This is a genomic window from Candidatus Poriferisodalis multihospitum, assembly GCF_028283155.1.
Taxonomy (GTDB): Bacteria; Actinomycetota; Acidimicrobiia; order Acidimicrobiales; family Poriferisodalaceae; genus Poriferisodalis; species Poriferisodalis multihospitum.
Window position 1 is genome coordinate 1 of sequence record NZ_JAPYOK010000121.1, and the last position, 16,827, is coordinate 16,827.

Consider the following 16,827-nt stretch of genomic DNA (forward strand, 5'->3'; position numbering starts at 1 on the left):
GAGCTGACCGACGGCAACGGCGTGGATGTGGCCATCGAGGCCGTGGGCTTGCCCCAGACCTATGAGCAGGCCTTCTATGCCCGCGACCTGGCAGGCACCGTGGTGCTGGTGGGGGTGCCGAATCCGGCCATGAAAATCGAGCTGCCCATGATCGAGGTGTTCGGCCGCGGCGGCTCGCTCAAGAGCTCTTGGTACGGCGACTGCCTGCCCAGCCGTGACTTCCCCATGCTGATCGACCTGCACCTGCAGGACCGACTGCCGCTCGACAAGTTCGTCAGCGAGACAATCGGGATTGCGGGTGTCGAGGAAGCCTTCGAGAAGATGGAGCACGGCGAGGTGCTGCGCTCCGTCGTGATGCTCTAAGCGCTGGCGTCGCGCAAGTCTCGGCGCAGCTCCCTGAGTTCGTCTCGCAGGCGGGCTGCGTACTCGAATCTGAGATCTGCGGCTGCTTCGGCCATCTCCTCCTCCAGCGAGGCGATGAGACGCGTCAGGTCGTCGGCCGGCAAGTCGCCGTAGGCGGCCTTCATCCGCTCGGCATTCACGCGGCCCGACACCAGCTTCTCGGGCACCGGTGCGGTCTCCGCTGGGCCTCGCAGCACCTCGAGGATGTCGGTGACGGCCTTGCGGATCGTCTGCGGGTCGATGCCGTGCTCGGCGTTGTACGCCTGCTGCAGGCCCCGCCGCCGGTTGGTCTCGGACACAGCGCGGTGCATCGACGGCGTGAACTCATCGGCGTACATCACGACCTGGCCGTCGACGTTGCGTGCCGCTCGCCCGATGGTCTGGATGAGCGACGTCTCACTGCGCAGGAACCCCTCCTTGTCGGCATCCAGGATCGCCACGAGGCTCACTTCGGGCAGGTCCAGACCTTCTCGCAGCAGGTTGATGCCCACCAGCACGTCGAAATGGCCGAGCCGCAGATCCCGGAGGATCTCGATCCGTTCAATGGTGTCGATCTCGCTGTGCAGGTAGCGCACTCGCACGCCGAGCTCGAGCAGGTAGTCGGTGAGGTCCTCGGCCATCTTCTTGGTGAGCGTGGTCACGAGCACCCGCTGGCCCTGTTCGGTGACCCGCTCGATCTCGCCCATCAGGTCGTCGATCTGGCCCTTCGTCGGGCGCACCACGATCTCGGGATCCACCAGACCGGTCGGCCGGACGATCTGCTCCACCACCTGGCCACTCGTCCGCAGTTCGTACTCCCCCGGCGTGGCCGACAGGAACACCACTTGATTCAGCCGGTCCATCACCTCGTCGAAGCGCAGAGGCCGGTTGTCGCGCGCGGAAGGCAGCCGGAAGCCATGCTCTACCAGGGTGTCCTTGCGCCGCCGGTCGCCGGCGAACTGACCGTGCAGCTGAGGAACGGCAACATGGCTCTCGTCGATGACCAGCAGGTAGTCGTCGGGGAAGAACGCCGAGACGCTCGCCGGTCACCGGGTCGATGCGGCTGATGCGGTCGATCTCGTCACCGAACAACTCCACCCGCACCAGGAACTCCTCGTAGGCCGGGTGGACTTCGAGTGTGTCGCCGCGAACCCGGAAGCGACCCCGGATCAAGTTCGTGTCGTTGCGCTCGTACTGCATGTCGACAAGCCGGCGCAGCACAGCACGCTGGTCGACCATGTCGCCCACACGCAGGTACAGCATCTGGCGCAGGTATTCCTCCGGTGCGCCCAACCCGTAGATGGCCGAGACAGATGCCACCACGATCACGTCCCGACGGGTCAGCAGCGCAGCCGTGGCCGAGTGCCGCAGCCGGTCGATCTCGTCGTTGATGCTGGAGTCTTTCTCGATGTACGTGTCCGAAGCTGGCATGTATGCCTCGGGTTGGTAGTAGTCGTAGTAGGAGACGAAATACTCCACACGATTGTCGGGGAAGAACTCACGAAACTCGTTCGCAAGCTGTGCCGCCAACGACTTGTTGGGAGCGAGCACCAACGTCGGACGCTGCGCCCGCTCGATCGTCCACGCGATCGTCGCGCTCTTGCCCGAGCCGGTGATGCCCAGCAGCGTTTGGAACCGGTCGCCGCGGATCACGCCGTCCGCGAGCTGGGCCACGGCGCGCGGCTGGTCACCGGCCGGCTCGAAACCTGCGCTGACCCGGAACGGGTGGGCGGCCGTCGGCGCCGGAAGCCAAGGACGGGCCTGCCGCGGCCTGTCCTCGCCGGGCTCGCCATGAGCCGGGGCCGTCGACACCGATGCCATGGGGCGAGGTTAGAGAGCAGCGCGAGGAGCTGCGCCCGCTGCGACGGCGGCAGAACCCTCTGCGACCAGCGATCCGGCAGGTCGCAACGTCGCCGAGTCTCCTGCCGCCGCCGCAGCTATGACATCTGTGCCTACTGGCTCGAGTCCCAAGAGGCAAAGATGCTCCCTGCGAGCAGCCGGTGTGGTTATCCTGCCGCGCTGACCGCCGACCCGCCGATACCCGACTCCTTCACGACCTGAGACCGCCCATGAGCCGCGACGAACCAGACGCATCAGAGTCCGACGACGCGCTCGACGACGCCATGGATGACCCTGACCTGCTCGGCGACGACTTCGAACCGGTGCCCGATGACCTCGAGGCCGAAGAGCTGGGCGTGGCGGACATCGACGACGACATCGACGATGTCGACGACTTGGATGGGGACGGGTTGGACGCCGATGGACTGGATGATGGCGAGACAGCGTCCTCAGACAAAGACGCCGGGCCGAGCCGCGAAGTGCCGGCCGGGGTGCGCCCCGCCGCCGACGACGAAGACGACGACGATGACGACGAGGAGCTCGAGGCGGATCTCGGCGAGATCCTCAAGGAGCGGCTGGCGTCTGAAGACGAGGACGATGACGACGAGGACGACGAGATCGGCATCGTCACAGGTTCCCGTTCAGCGTCCAAGCAGGAAGATGAGATCCTCTGCGAAGGCTGCTTCCTGCTGGTCAAGCCATCCCAGTTCGACATGCGCGGACCCGAACCGAGCTGTCCACACTGCGGAACGCCGATCGTCTACTGACTGCTCAGTCCGATAGGTGCGGCAGGGCGCTGGCCCAGTTGAAGGCTGCTTCGATCGCGGCTTCGAGTTCGTCGAGGCCGCCGGAATTGTCGAGGACCCAGTCGGCAATGCCGAGTCGCTCGTGGCGCGACAACTGAGCGGCGATGCGCGCACGTGCGTCATCGGCGGAGAACCCTCGCGAGGTCACGAGCCGCTCCACAGCAACATCGGTCGGCGTGTCCACCACCAGGATCCCGCTGGTCGGGTAGCGCGGCCGCTGACCCTTGGCCAGCCCCTCGCCGAGCAGCGGGATGTCGAGCACCACCAGACGATCCGTGCCCTCGAGTTCGCCCAGCCGGCGACGGATCTCCCGGCCGACCGGAGGATGAGTGATCGCGTTCAGATCGGCGAGTGCGTCGGGGTCGTTGAACACGATGGCCGCAACCGAACCGCGGTCGAGCGTGCCGTCGGCAGCCACGATGTGATCCCCGAAGCGCTCCACCATCTCCGCCAAGACCGGACTGCCGAGTGCCTGCTGCTCGCGGACGATGGCATCGGCATCGATCAGCGCAGCACCGCGGAGGGCAAAGCCCGAGGCGACCGTGCTCTTGCCGCTGCCGATGCCACCAGTGAGCCCGACGGTGATCATCGCGCAGCAGTCAACCGATGGGGACTCGACGGCAGCAGGTTCAAGCTCAGCGGGGAGCTGACGGGCTAGCTGTCGCCTTCTGGGGCCGCCGCAGCGGGCTCGCCGTCGGCGCCTTGGTTCTCGTAGTGCGCGAGGGCCTGGCGGTAGGCCTCCTCGCCGTGCTCCTCGTAGTACTCGCGCCATGCCCGTTCGGCTTCTGACTCCTCGCCTTCGGCAGGCGTCTCGTAGCTGAACTCGCCGATGAAGTTGCCTTCCTCGTCGTAGGCGTGATCGCCGAACGCCTCGCGGTATTCCTCCGCGACCACCCCGCCTTCGGCTGCCTGCTTGATCGACAGGCTGATGCGCCGGCGCTGCAGGTCGAGATCGATGATCTTCACCCAGAGCTCCTCGCCGGGTGTCACGACCTGCTCGGGCAGCTCGACGTGGTGGGCAGACATCTCCGAGATGTGCACCAGGCCCTCGATGCCGTCGCCGACCTGCACGAATGCACCGAACGGGACGAGCTTGGTGACCCGGCCGTAGACCAGCTCCTCGACCCGGTGGGAGTTCGCGAACGCTTCCCACGGATCCTGCTGCGTCGCCTTGAGCGAGAGTGAGATGCGCTCGCGCTCGCGGTCGATTTCGAGCACCTCCACCGTGACCTCGTCGCCGATGCTGACCACCGAGCCGGGGTGATCGACGTGCTTCCAAGACAGCTCCGAGACGTGAATGAGGCCGTCCATGCCGCCGAGGTCGACGAATGCGCCGAAGCTGACTACCGACGAGACCCGGCCGGTTCGCCGCTCGCCGCGCTGCAGATCTCGCAGGAAGCCCTCCCGCTCTTCCTTGAGGCTCTCTTCGAGCCAGGCTCGCCGGCTGAGCACGACATTGTTGCGGTTCTTGTCGAGCTCGATGATCTTCGCTTCGAGCTCGCGGCCGACATAGGGGGCCAGATCGCGGACGCGACGGAGTTCCACCAGCGACGCCGGCAGGAAACCCCGCAGGCCGATGTCGACGATCAGCCCGCCCTTCACCACCTCGATGACGGGGCCCTTGACGACACCATTGGACTCGCGGATCTCCTCGATGCGGCCCCAGGCGCGCTCGTACTGCGCCCGCTTCTTGGAGAGCACCAAGCGGCCATCGGGATCTTCCTTCTGCAAGACCAGGGCCTCGATCTGATCGCCGACCTCCACGACCTCCGATGGGTCGATGTCGTGACGGATGGAGAGCTCGCGGGACGGGATGACGCCCTCAGACTTGAATCCGATGTCCAGCAGCACCTCGTCGCGATCGACTCGCACGATGGTGCCGGCCACGATGTCGCCGTCGTCGAACTCGACGATGGTCTGCGCGATGGCGTCCTCGAACGACGTGTCGCCGAGGTCGTCGATGGTGACGGTCCGCGGCACGTAGTCGCCCGCATCGGTGAAGGTGCCGAAGTCGCCCGTCGAAGCCCCGTTGCCGCTCTCGTCGCTGGCGCTCTCGCCATCCGGCGCCTCGGGGGCAGTCGCAGGGGAGTCATCAGGTGCCGGAGCCTCGGCGAGTGCTGGGTCTTCGAGGTCTGGAGCGGGGGCAATTGCGTCGGTCACTGGGGAATGCTCGGGTCGGGAATACGGGCGCAGGCGGCTGAGCATGCCGCGCGCAGCGCACGGAAAGGCTACCGGCGTCGCCGTCTGTCGGACCCGAGGCGCTCTGGCGCGGCCTGTTCGGCGGGTCAGCCCTTGGCGTCTGCCCAGGTGGCGCCGACAGCGACATGGACTTCCAGCGGCACCGCCAGGTCGGCGGCATTGCGCATCACGTCGACCGTCAGATCGGTCGCCTCGGCGGCCTCAGCGGGGTCCACTTCGAGGATCACCTCGTCGTGCACCTGCAGCACCAGCCGGCTGGCTGCGGACCGAGCCTGCAGCGCCCCGTCCAGCCGGATGAGCGCCACCTTGAAGATGTCGGCCGCGAGCCCCTGGATGGGAGCGTTCATGGCCTGCCGCTCGGCGGCCTGGCGCACCCGGAAGTTGCGCGACGCCAACTCGGGCAGCGGGCGGCGCCGGCCGAATGCCGTCTCGGTGTAGCCACGCTCGCGGCTCTGCTCCACCACCCCGTCCATGAATGAGCGCACCTTGGGAAACGCTTCGAAGTAGGCATCCAGGATCTCCGCCGCCTCGCCGGTGGGCACACCGAGGCGCTGGCCGAGGCCATACGCCTCCATCCCGTAGGCCAAGCCGTAGCTCACCATCTTCGCCACCGACCGCTGCTGCGGGTCGACCTCGGTGGGGCTGATGCCGAACAGGGATGCGGCGGTGGCGCTGTGGATGTCATGGCCCGCCTCGAAGGCGCCGACGAGACCCGGATCGCCGGACAGGTGGGCGATCACCCGCAGCTCGATCTGGTTGTAGTCGGCAATCAGCAGCTCGAAGCCATCGGCCGGCACGAATGCACGCCGGAACAGCCGGCCCTGTTCGGTCCGCACCGGGATGTTGTGCAGGTTCGGGTCCTCGGAGCTGAGCCTGCCGGTACGTGCCACCGTCTGGTTGAACGTGGCGTGAATGCGGCCGTCGGGCTCGACGCATTCGAGCAGGCTGACGCCGTAGGTGGAGCGCAGCTTCTCCACTTCCCGGAACGCCAGCAGCCGGTCCACGATGCGATGCTCGCCTCGCAGCGACTCCAGCGCCGCCGCGCTCGTGGAGTAGCCGGTCTTGGTCTTGCGCTGAGGTGTCAGCCCCAAGTCCTCGAAGAGCACTTCCGCAAGCTGCTTGGGCGAGTTGACGTTGAGATCGTCACGACCGGCCAATGCGCGCACTTCGGCTTCCAGCGCGAGCACCTCGCCCGTGAGATGGTCGCGCAACGATTCCAGCTCGCCGCTGTCGACGCCGATGCCGGCCGCTTCCATGCGAGCCAGCACGCCGATGAGCGGACGCTCCACATCCCGGTACAGGCCGGACATGCCCAGGCTCTCGAGCTGCTGATCGAGCATCGGCGCCAGCATCGCCACCGCGAGGGCGTCACGAGCGGCCACGATGCCATCCGTCGGTCCATCGGCGTCGAGGTCGTCGAAGCCCAGCTGGCCCTCGGCGCCGCCTCCGGCGAGCTCCGTGCCGCAATGCCGGGCGAGGAGCGCGCTCAGCTCGTCGCGGCCTTCCGACGGATGGATGAGATAGGCGGCGATCGAGGTGTCGACAGCCAGCCCGGCGAGCGCCGCGCCGCCATCCAAGTCGCCCGGCAGGCGGGCGAGCGCACGCATGAGCTCCTTTGCCTGGTGGACATGGACGCCCGGACCGTCAGCCCCCAGCAGGCGGGCGCACGCCGCTGCGATCTCGGGCAGAGCGAGATCATCAGGACCGAGCGCGAGCACCGTGCCGTGCGAGGGATCGTCAGCGACCGTCAGCACACCCAAAGCGCCGTCGGCGTCCACAGCGAACCCGAGCGCGACCGGTTCGTCCCGGCGCGACAGCTCACTCAGCAGCCCAGCGGCATCCGCGCCGCGGGCGCCCCCCTCAGCGTCGACCGGCAGCAGCTGCACGTCCGCGAGTTGGGCAGTCTCGGGGGAACTGGCGCTCGGCACCAGCAGGCCGTCCAACGAGGTGCCCGCCAAGGCGTCGCGCAGGCGAGCATGCAGGGTGTCGAACTCCAGGAACTCGAACGTGCGCGTCACGAGGTCGGCATCGAAGCTGCCCCATTGGAGGTCGTCGACCGTGGCCTCGATCGGCGCGTCGGTCCGCAGCGTCATCAAGTCGACGTTGCGCCGCACGACCTCGCCGTGGGCCGCAAGGTTCTCGGCCAGCTTCGGGGTCTGTTCGGCGGCGGCTGCCAGCAGCGCCTCGACACTGCCGTATTGGTTGAGGAGCTTGGCGGCCGTCTTCTCTCCGACACCGGGCACTCCTGGCAGGTTGTCGGACGGGTCGCCGCGAAGTGCGGCGTATTGCACGTACAGGTCCGGCGTGACGCCGGTGCGCTCGGCGATGCCCGCTTCGTCGTAGAGCGCGTAGTCGGTGACCCCGCGGCGGTTGTAGAGCACTTGGATCTTGGGGTCGTGCACGAGTTGGTACACGTCGCGGTCGCCGCTGACGATCAGCACATCGTCGCCGCGCTGTTCCGCCTCGGACGCCAGCGTCGCCAGCAGGTCGTCGGCCTCGAAGCCGGCGCAGTCGATCGCCGGGATGCTCAGCGAATCGAGCACCTGGCGCACTAGGCCGAGCTGATCGATGAGCGTTGGCGGCGTCTCGTCGCGGTGAGCTTTGTATTCGGGCGCTGCGGTGTGGCGGAACGTCGGCTCCCGACGATCGAAGCACACCGCTATTGCGTCAGGACGGTGGTCGCGCACCAGGTTGATGAGCATGGATGTGAACCCGAAGACGGCGCCTGTGGGCTGTCCCGAGCGGGTGGCCATGTCTTCGGGGACGGCAAAGAAGGCCCGGTACGTGAGCGAATTCCCGTCGAGCAAGAGGAGCTTCGACATGGGAACTCTCCCAACGGTGCCGGGTGACGGTTGCGGAAGCCTGCCAACCGCAGATGTCGAAGGGCGGGCTCAGGGGGTCAGCAGTCCATCGACGATCTGCTGGGCGATGTCCCGCATTCTCGCGCGGTTGGCCATCGCCGTACTCCGGATGAATTCGAAGGCGTCCCGCTCGGAGAGCTGGAAATCGTCCATGAGCAGGCCCTTCGCGCGCTCCACCGCCTTGCGCGTCTCCAGCTTCTCCTCGAGGCTCTCCACCGTGTCTTCGAGCTCGCGCATCTCGGTGAAACGCCCCCACGCCACCTCGATGGCCGAGACCAGTTCTTCCCGCTGGAACGGCTTCACCAGGTACGACAGCACGCCGGCGTCGCGGGCTTCGGCGATCAGATGACGCTTGCTGAACGCTGTGAGGATGAGCACTGCGGATGTGCGATCGCCGGCGACCTCTCGTGCAGCATCGAGGCCGTCGCGGCCGGGCATCTGGATGTCGAAGATGCACACCTCGGGCTGGTGCTGGCGTGCCAGCTCGACGGCTTCGTCGCCGCGGCCCGTCTCCGCCACCACGACGTAGCCCTCGTCCTCGAGCATCTCGCGCAGATCGAGGCGGATGATGGCCTCGTCCTCTGCGATCACGACTCGCTTCGACACGCGCTCTCCCCTCGCGGGACAGGATCGGTCAGCCTACCGGTCGGCTTGTCGCGCCTCTCAGAGATTCATGCAGGCGTCGAGTGCCCGGGGCGGGAGTTGAACCCGCACGCCCGTGAGGGCAGAGGATTTTGAGTCCCCCGTGTCTGCCGTTTCACCACCCGGGCCTTGGGGCGGCTCAGCGTACCCGGGGGCCCGAGCGGCCCGTGAGCCCCATCACATGAGCATGGGGAACAAGAGCGGGGCGTCAGTCGAAAGGTCGCTCTCGGCCTGGGCTGCCACCTACCCTCTTGCCCTAGTCCCATTGTGCGTTCACTGCGCTGCGGTTCGAGCACCGACCAGGTCTCCCGCCCAGGCGCTGCGTAGGAGGCCGAGTGCTCGCATTCACATTCCCGGGCCAAGGCTCGCAGCAGCAAGGCATGGGCGAGCCATGGACGGCGCACGAGTCGTGGGAGCTGGTCACCGAGGCATCCGATGCCTGCGGGCGTGATGTCGCTGCGCTGCTGCTGGAAGCCGATGCCGACGAGCTGCGCCATACGCGTAACTCGCAGCTGTCGACGTTCGTGCTGTCGATGGTGGTGCTCGATGCGGTCGAGCGCACGGGCGCGACGTTCTCGTGTGCCGCCGGGCACTCGCTGGGCGAATACAGCGCGCTGACCGCAACCGGGGCCTTGGCGTACGACGACGCGGTGCGGCTGGTCGCCGAGCGCGGCGAGGCCATGCAGGTTGCTGCTGACGAGCAGGAAGGGACCATGGCGGCCGTGCTGGGTCTCGACGACAACCTCGTGGCAGAGGCGTGCGACGCCACGCTTGGCGATGTCTGGGTCGCCAACTACAACGCGCCGGGCCAAGTCGTCATTGCGGGCGCGCCGGACGCCGTCGCCGTCGCCGGTGACGAAGCGAAGGCGGCGGGCGCGAAACGGCTCATGGGCTTGCCCGTGGGCGGCGCATTCCACACACCGTTCATGCAGCCGGCCAGGGATCGGCTGCGCAAGGCACTGGCCGAAGTTGAGATCCGGGCCCCGAGCGTGCCGGTGGTCGCCAATGTCGATGCCCAGCCGCGTGCTGACGCCGACGAGTGGCGCACGCTGCTGGCGCAGCAGCTCACCAGCCCGGTGCTGTGGCGCGCGAGCCTCCATGCGCTGGCTGACGCCGGCGTCACCACCTTCGTGGAGCTCGGCCCGGGCAAGGTGCTGACCGGCATGACCAAGCGGACGCATCGAGGTGCGACATCGATGTCGGTCGGAACTCCCACCGAGATCGACACGCTGATGGAGACGCTCGCCACCGATGCGCCTTCAGCGCCGACCGTGCTGGGCGGCGAGAACCTGTACGTCACCGAGCGCCTCATCGTGAGCCCGTGCGCCGGCATCTTCACGCTCAGCGCCGGTGTCGGCGACGGCCAGCAAGTCAATGTGGGTGATGTCATCGGCCATGTGGCCGGGGAAGAAGTGCGTTCTGCGTTCGCGGGTACTGTCATGGGGATCATGGCCGTAGAAGGCGAACGGGTCACCGCACGGCAGCCTGTTGCGTGGCTGCGGACGCCAGCCGGCAGCTGAACAGCCGGCACCTGAAGGGGAGGCCACAGATGACGCTCAGCGTGGGCAACGCATCAAGCGCGCGCATTGTCGGCATCGGGACAGCGCTCGGCGAGCGCGTCCTCACCAACGAAGATCTTGCCGAGATGGTCGACACCTCCGACGAGTGGATCATCGAGCGCACCGGCATCAGACAGCGGAACATCGGCGGCACCACCGCCGGCCTGGCCGCACGCGCCGGAACCGCGGCCATGGAGGTCGCCGGCGTCGATCCGTCGAGCATCGACATGCTCATCCTGGCCACGACCACGCCGGATCGCTGCGTTCCGGCCTCGTCGTCGCGGGTGCAGGAGGCACTCGGCCTCGACTGCGGCGCCATGGACGTGAACGCCGCCTGTTCAGGGTTCGTCTACTCGCTGGTGGCGGGCCACGGCATGATCGCGATGGGTCACGAGCGGGTGCTGGTCATCGGCGCCGAAGTGCTCTCCCGGATCACCGACTGGACTGATCGGGCCACCTGCATCCTGTTCGCCGACGGTTCGGGCGCCGCCGTGCTCGAGCGCAGTGAGCAGGGCTCCGACCTGCTCGGCTGGCACGTCTCAAGCGACGGTTCCATGGAGGAGCGGCTGTACTGCGAGCACGACGGCTACATCCGGATGGCGGGCCAAGCGGTGTTCAAGAAGGCCGTGCTGGTGATGGAGGAGTCGGCGCGCCAGTCGATGAAGCAAGCGGGCCTGACCGCCGACGACATCGACGTAGTGGTGCCCCATCAGGCCAACGTCCGCATCGTCGAGACCGCCTGCAAGCGGCTGCGCATCCCCTATGAGAAGGCCGCGATGGTGATCGAGCGCACCGGCAACACATCGTCGGCCTCGATTCCCCTCGCACTCGACGACGCCGTGCGCAGCGGCCGGATCAACGAGGGCGACAACGTGCTGCTCGTCGGATTCGGCGCCGGCATGACATCGGCATCGGCACTGCTGCGCTGGTCGGGCGCCCCCGCCCGCGCTAGCTGAACGAGCGTCACGCACACGGCTCACGATGAATCAGCCCGAAGCGCGCCCTGCGACAGCACGCACCGTCCTCGTCACCGGCGGCAGCCGCGGCATCGGTCTGGCGACGGCCCAGTTGTTTGCCGATGCAGGCCACCGCGTGGCGGTGACCAGCCGCACCGAGGCCCCTGACGACGGCCGCCTGCTGTGGGTGGCGTGCGACCAGGCCGACAGCGACGCGGTAGATGCCGCCTACGGCACCATCGAAGCAGAGCTCGGCCCGGTGGAGATCCTGGTCGCCAATGCCGGCATCACCCGCGACCAGCTTCTGCTGCGCATGGCCGACGACGACTTCGCGGCTGTCGTCGACACGAACTTGACTGGCGCGTACAGGATGGCCAAGCGGGCGGCCCGGCCCATGCTGCGCGCACGCTGGGGGCGATTGATCTTCGTGTCCTCGGTGGTCGGATTGCTGGGCTCGGCCGGGCAGGTCAATTACGCGGCATCCAAGGCGGGCCTCGTGGGCATGGCCCGATCACTGGCTCGCGAACTCGGTTCGCGCGGCATCACCGCGAATGCGGTCGCGCCCGGGCCGGTGGCCACCGAGATGTTCGGCGCATTGAGCGACGAGCAGCAAGCCGCCATCACCGACGCAGTGCCGCTGGGACGGGTGGCAGAACCGTCCGAGATAGCTGCTGCGGTGGCGTTTCTCGCGTCCGACGAAGGCGCGTACATCACCGGCGCCGTGATACCCGTCGACGGCGGCCTGGGAATGGGCCATTGAGCCATGACCAGCCGCAGCTTGGCCCTGCGCCTCCCGCTCTTGTTCCCAATCTCAATTGAGAACGGGCTCACGGGCCGCTCAGGCCACGGGGCTCAGCCTCTACACTTCGCGTTCGCACGGCCGCCGGGCGCTCGTGCGGTGACCGCCCACACATGAGGGGATCAGCATGAGTGACACGTTGGATCGATTCCGTGACTGCGCCGTCGAGGTGCTGGCCGTGGATCCTGAGCAAGTCACACCCGAGGCCAGCTTCGCAGACGACCTCGACGCCGACAGCTTGGACCTCGTCGAGCTGGTGATGGCCTTGGAAGAGGAGTTCGACATCAGCGTGGACGAGGAAGAACTGGAAGACGTCGCCACCGTCGCCCACGCGATCCAGCTGGTCGAATCGAAACTGTGAGCGCCAGATAATGAGCGCCAGCCGTCGGGTAGCTGTCGTCGGCCTCGGCGTTGTCTCGTGCGCCGGGACCGGCGTCGACAACTTCTGGCAGGGGCTGAACTCCGCGCCGCCAGAGGGCGAGCGCCGCGTCGACGACTTCGATCCGGCGCCGTACTACGACAATCCCAAGGAAGCCCGGCGGGCCGATCGCTCGACGCAGCTCGGCATGGCATCGGCTGCACAGGCCATCGCCGACGCAGGGGAACTGGCGACCGACCCGGATCGCTGCGGCGTCATCTACGGCACGGGTGTCGGCGGCCTGCAGACCTTCGAAGACCAGGTGCTCGTGCTCGATCGCAAAGGCGCGCGCCGGGTCTCGCCGTTCATGGTCCCGATGATGATGCCGAACGCCCCTGGCGCCGCTGTCTCGATGAGGCACGGCCTGGCCGGACCCTGCGAGGTCCTCACCACCGCATGCGCGGCGGGGACGCATGCGATCGGCTACGCGGCGCGGCTGATCCGCACCGGCGCCGCCGACGTGATTGTGGCCGGGGGCTGTGAATCGGTGATGACGCCCGTGGGCACCGCGGGCTTCGTCAACATGACGGCTCTGTCGACCAGCGGAGTCTCGATGCCCTTCGACAAGAACCGCGACGGCTTCATGATGACCGAGGGCGCTGCCACCCTGGTGCTCGAGGAATGGGATTCGGCGATGGCGCGGGGCGCCACGATCCGGGGCGAGGTGCTCGGCACCGCCTCGAATGCCGATGCGCACCACATCACCGCTCCTGCCCCCGGCGGTGCCGGGGCGCTGCGCTGCATGCAGCTCGCCATCGATGACGCCGGCCTCGCGCCCGACGACATCGTCCACGTGAACGCGCATGGCACGTCGACCCCGCTGAACGATGCCGCAGAAGCCGAGGCGCTCAACAAGCTGTTCGGCCCCAGCGGGCCGTTGGTGACGTCGACGAAGGGTGTCACCGGTCATGCACTGGGTGCCGCGGGCGCTTTGGAAGCCGTCGCTGTGCTGCTGTCAATGCAGCACCGCAAGATCCCGCCCACGGCCGGCTGGACCACACCTGATCCTGAGCTTGCAGAATTCCGGCTTGTCACCGGAGCGGCAGCCGACTGGGAACCCGGGCCGTCGCTCAGCAACTCGTTCGGATTCGGCGGCCACAACGGCTGCATCGTGCTCGGCCCCGCCTGAGGGCGATCAGCTACAGGCTGTCGTAAGTGGCAGTCTCGATTGCTTCGAAGAGCCCGTACGAACGCGGATCTACGAACGGCACCTGCTGGCTGATGTAGCAGCACGCCACCTGATTCTGCAGGTCGATCCAGAAGTACGAGTTGGCGAGCCCTGCCCACATGAGTCCGCCGGCAGGACGCCCGGTGGGCGCCGGCTCCTCGTTGATCTGGAACGTCAGGCCCCACGACTTCTCGACGCCGGGGAAGAACTCCGCGTCGAATGAGAACGGCGGGGCGGCGGTCACGAGCTTGGTGACTCGCAGGTCGCCCATCGCGTTGGCGGCCATCTGCGCATGGGTGTCGGGCGACACGATCTGGCTGCCGTCGAGGCTGCCGCCGTTCAGCATCATGGCCAGAAAGCGGCAGTAGTCGTCGGCGGTGGAGTACAGCCCGCCGCCGCCCATCTCGAACTCCGGCTCCTGGGGGATCTCGAACGGCATCTCGAACAGCGAGCCGTTCTCGTCGCGGGTGTGCATCGCCGACTGGCGGGCGCGCATGTCGTCGCTGATCTTGAACGCCGTGTCGGTCATGCCCAGCGGCTCGAAGATGTTCTCGGCCATGTACTCACCGAGCGACATCCCCGAGGCTGCTTCGACCATCTGACCCGCATAGTCGATGCCGGTGCCGTAGAACCAGCGATCGCCCGGGTCGAACAGCAGTGGGATGCGCAGCGTTTCCTTCTGGCACTCGATCACGCCCGGCGTCCCAGTGGCCTCTTCGTACCGGCCGAGTTCGGGGCTCCAGATGTCGTACCCCATGCCCGCGGTATGGGTCAGCAGGTGGCGCAGCGTGATGTCGCCGTTGCGGGCACGGGTGACCGGGTTGCCGTCGCCGTCGAACCCGGTCAGCACGTCGAGCTCGCCGAGCAGCGGCAGTACCTCTGCGCCCGGATCGTCGAGCGAGAGCTTGCCCTGCTCCACGAGCTGCATCGCCGCCGTGCCGGTGACGGCCTTGGTCATCGAGGCGATCCAGCACACGGTGTCCGAACTCATGGCTGCGTCGCTGTCGGCGCCACGGGTGCCGGCCGCTGCCGAGCAGGTCTCCCCGTCGGCGTTGATGATCTTGGCCACCGCGCCCACGACGTCGCCGTCGGCGACGCCCCGGTCGAGAATCCCTTGAACTGTGTCTCCGAGTGACATCTGAGGCCTCCTGATGGGCTGGACGGAGCGCTGCGCGGGGCGTGCTTCGGCCCCGCGAGCGCGACGCTAGTTCGGAGTCGCGGCGCCACTGACACCGACCATCCACTGCTGCGAGAGGCCGCGGCGCGCAGCCGACGAGCAAGGGACGCCCGCCTCGCGTCCGCCGTACCCTCAATTCGATGGCGGGGCGGCCACTCGTTGCATCGGGCATTGCGGGCCTCGCCATTCTGGCGGCGGCGTGCAGCACCAGCCCTGTGCGGGTCGTGCCGCTCCCGCCCACGTCATCGGAAGCTCCGGCCGCCGCCCAGCCAGCAACCGGCGAAACCGGGCCCAGCGCAGCGGTGGACGAGGTGACACCATCGGCCGCGCCGGTCACCTCGGCTGCGGCAACGAAGTCTGCGGCAGCCTCCACGACTGCCGCCATGCCGACGACGACACAGCCCGACCTGACGTGGACGCTGCTGGCAGGCGGAGATGTGCTGATGGACCGCAGCGAAGCAGCCGGCGTCGACCCGTTCGCCGGCATTGAGCCCCCTCTGGGGTCAGCAGACGTTGCGGTCGTGAATGTGGAGATGGTCATCAGCGAGCGCGGTGAGCCCGCCGACAAGAAGTACGTATTCCGAGCGCCGCCGTCGGCGGCCGAGCGCATCGCGGCGGCCGGCGTGGATGTCGCCAACTTGGCCAACAACCACGCCATGGACTACGGCCCCGAGGCGCTGCTCGACACCATCAATCTCCTTGAGGCCCAAGGCGTGATCGCGCTTGGAGCGGGCACAACGAGTCCCGATGCCTACGGGCACCGGGTCATCGAAGTGCGTCCCGGCGTGCGCGTCGCATTCGTCGGCGCCTCGATGGTGGTGCCGCTCGGCTTTCCCGCGACCCAGACGCGCCCGGGCATCGCTTCTGCATACCAGCGTGACCGGGTGCTCGCGAATGTGCAGGCGGCGGCGAACGAGGCCGATGTGGTGATCGCCGTGGTGCACTGGGGCATCGAGCGCATGACCTGCCCGGAGGGCCGTCAGCGCGACTTCGCCTTCGAGCTGCTGCACAACGGTGCCGATGCCGTTATCGGCCACCACCCCCACGTGCTGCAGCCGGTCGTGTTCGACGACGGCAAGCTCGTGGCGTACTCGCTGGGCAACTTCGTGTGGCACTACCGGTCGGGCATCACCGGTGACACGGGCGTTCTGCAGATCGACTTCGACGGCACCGAGATGCTGGGCTGGTCGTTCCATCCCCACCTGCTCGACATCAACGGCGCGCCAGTGCCTGCGCCTGAGGGTGCTCGGGTCGATCGAATCAACGACATCGTCGCGGGCGACTGTGCCCGGCACTAGCCGCCCCCGACCACCGCCGCGCCGACTCCGGCCGCCGACACCGAGCCCGACGATGAGTCAGACGACGAGGACGGGTAGCGCGCTCAGCTGAGCACCTCGGCGGCGGCGAGATCGGCGACCCGGTCGGCGTCGTAGCCCAGGAACTCGGTGAGCACCTCGAAGTTGTCTTCGCCGAGGCACGGCCCGCCTCGCCAGACCACCGGCGGTGTGCGGGACATGCGTGTCCGGCAGTTCTGGGTCCACATGGTGCCGCGGTGGCTCTGGGGCACGTCGATGTGGTGCTCCCGCGCCTGCAGCTGCGGGTCGTCGCAGCAGCCCTGGGCATTGTTGACCGGGTAAGCGTCGATGCCGCTGGCCTGCAGAGTCTCAGCCGCTTCAGCGTTGCTGCGCCCCGAGGTCCAGGCCGAGATGGCATCGTCGATCTCCGCGGATCGTTCCCGCCGAACGGCTTGATCCCAACCGGCGGCGCCGTCGCCGGCGAGCCCGATGGTGTCGGCGAGGGATGTCCATCGGTCGTCGGTGCACGCGATCGCCACCCACTGGTCTTCTCCGGCGCTCGGGTACACACCGTGAGGGCTCATGTGAGGATCCTCGTTGCCGCACCGCTGCGGATCACGGCCGTTGATCGAGGCATCCAAGATGGCCGGCGCCAGGTAATGCAGGGCCGCCTCGGTCTGGGAGATGTCGATGTAGCAACCGGTGCCGGTGCGGTCGCGCCGCTCCA

Annotated in this window: 14 protein-coding genes, 1 tRNA gene and 1 pseudogene; 8 read left to right on the forward strand and 8 right to left on the reverse strand. The window is 67.7% G+C overall.

From position 1 onward, the window contains the following. The coding region (locus VI480_RS14880) for a zinc-binding dehydrogenase (protein ID WP_323673647.1) at positions 1–363 on the forward strand (363 nt) is incomplete at its 5' end. Here VI480_RS14880 and VI480_RS15720 read toward each other — a convergent pair. Continuing rightward, positions 360–2,202, reverse strand: a pseudogene (locus VI480_RS15720) (excinuclease ABC subunit UvrB). The gene VI480_RS14880 and the pseudogene VI480_RS15720 sit on opposite strands and share 4 nt — an antisense overlap. A gap of 248 nt (positions 2,203–2,450) precedes the next feature. Between VI480_RS15720 and VI480_RS14905 the strand changes: the two are divergent. Further along, positions 2,451–2,987 (forward strand): hypothetical protein, encoded by a 537-nt coding sequence (locus VI480_RS14905; RefSeq protein ID WP_323673649.1) that lies wholly within the window; start codon positions 2,451–2,453, stop codon positions 2,985–2,987. Between the two features lie 4 nt (positions 2,988–2,991). On the opposite strand, the gene coaE is transcribed toward VI480_RS14905, so the two are convergent. From coaE to VI480_RS14930, 5 genes are all read right to left on the reverse strand, one after another. Next, entirely contained in the window at positions 2,992–3,615 is a 624-nt protein-coding gene (gene coaE / locus VI480_RS14910; RefSeq protein WP_323673650.1) for a dephospho-CoA kinase, read from the reverse strand. Between the two features lie 65 nt (positions 3,616–3,680). Further along, entirely contained in the window at positions 3,681–5,006 is a 1,326-nt protein-coding gene (gene rpsA, locus VI480_RS14915; protein ID WP_416246708.1) for a 30S ribosomal protein S1, read from the reverse strand. 305 nt (positions 5,007–5,311) lie between these two features. After that, positions 5,312–8,047: a DNA polymerase I gene (gene polA, locus VI480_RS14920; RefSeq protein WP_323673652.1), complete on the reverse strand. Its 2,736-nt coding sequence runs from the start codon at positions 8,045–8,047 to the stop codon at positions 5,312–5,314. Between the two features lie 69 nt (positions 8,048–8,116). Then, on the reverse strand, positions 8,117–8,692 hold the full coding sequence (locus VI480_RS14925; RefSeq protein ID WP_323673653.1) for an ANTAR domain-containing response regulator: 576 nt from the start codon (positions 8,690–8,692) through the stop codon (positions 8,117–8,119). 81 nt (positions 8,693–8,773) lie between these two features. Beyond that, a tRNA-Leu gene (locus VI480_RS14930) sits at positions 8,774–8,856 on the reverse strand. A 207-nt stretch (positions 8,857–9,063) separates the two neighbouring features. Between VI480_RS14930 and fabD the strand changes: the two genes are divergently transcribed. From fabD to VI480_RS14955, 5 genes are all read left to right on the forward strand, one after another. Then, positions 9,064–10,248 carry an ACP S-malonyltransferase gene (gene fabD / locus VI480_RS14935; RefSeq protein ID WP_323673654.1) on the forward strand — a complete coding sequence of 395 codons (1,185 nt, stop codon included), beginning with the start codon at positions 9,064–9,066 and terminating at the stop codon, positions 10,246–10,248. Between the two features lie 29 nt (positions 10,249–10,277). Then, positions 10,278–11,243 carry a beta-ketoacyl-ACP synthase III gene (locus VI480_RS14940; protein WP_323673655.1) on the forward strand — a complete coding sequence of 322 codons (966 nt, stop codon included), beginning with the start codon at positions 10,278–10,280 and terminating at the stop codon, positions 11,241–11,243. A gap of 25 nt (positions 11,244–11,268) precedes the next feature. Then, a complete protein-coding gene (gene fabG / locus VI480_RS14945; protein ID WP_323673656.1) occupies positions 11,269–12,003 on the forward strand; it encodes a 3-oxoacyl-ACP reductase FabG in 735 nt (244 codons plus the stop codon). 166 nt (positions 12,004–12,169) lie between these two features. Beyond that, positions 12,170–12,403 (forward strand): acyl carrier protein, encoded by a 234-nt coding sequence (gene acpP / locus VI480_RS14950; RefSeq protein WP_323673657.1) that lies wholly within the window; start codon positions 12,170–12,172, stop codon positions 12,401–12,403. Between the two features lie 10 nt (positions 12,404–12,413). Then, a complete protein-coding gene (locus VI480_RS14955) occupies positions 12,414–13,589 on the forward strand; it encodes a beta-ketoacyl-ACP synthase II (RefSeq protein ID WP_323673658.1) in 1,176 nt (391 codons plus the stop codon). 10 nt (positions 13,590–13,599) lie between these two features. On the opposite strand, the gene VI480_RS14960 is transcribed toward VI480_RS14955, so the two are convergent. Further along, positions 13,600–14,766, reverse strand: coding sequence for a serine hydrolase domain-containing protein (locus tag VI480_RS14960; RefSeq protein WP_323673659.1), 1,167 nt, complete (start codon positions 14,764–14,766; stop codon positions 13,600–13,602). 179 nt (positions 14,767–14,945) lie between these two features. On the opposite strand from VI480_RS14960, the gene VI480_RS14965 reads away from it, so the two are divergent. Then, the gene (locus VI480_RS14965; RefSeq protein WP_323673660.1) at positions 14,946–16,103 is read left to right on the forward strand and encodes a CapA family protein; all 1,158 of its coding nucleotides are present in this window, start codon (positions 14,946–14,948) and stop codon (positions 16,101–16,103) included. Between the two features lie 83 nt (positions 16,104–16,186). On the opposite strand, the gene VI480_RS14970 is transcribed toward VI480_RS14965, so the two are convergent. Next, on the reverse strand, positions 16,187–16,827 hold a 641-nt coding region (locus VI480_RS14970; protein WP_323673661.1), incomplete at its 5' end, for a CoA transferase.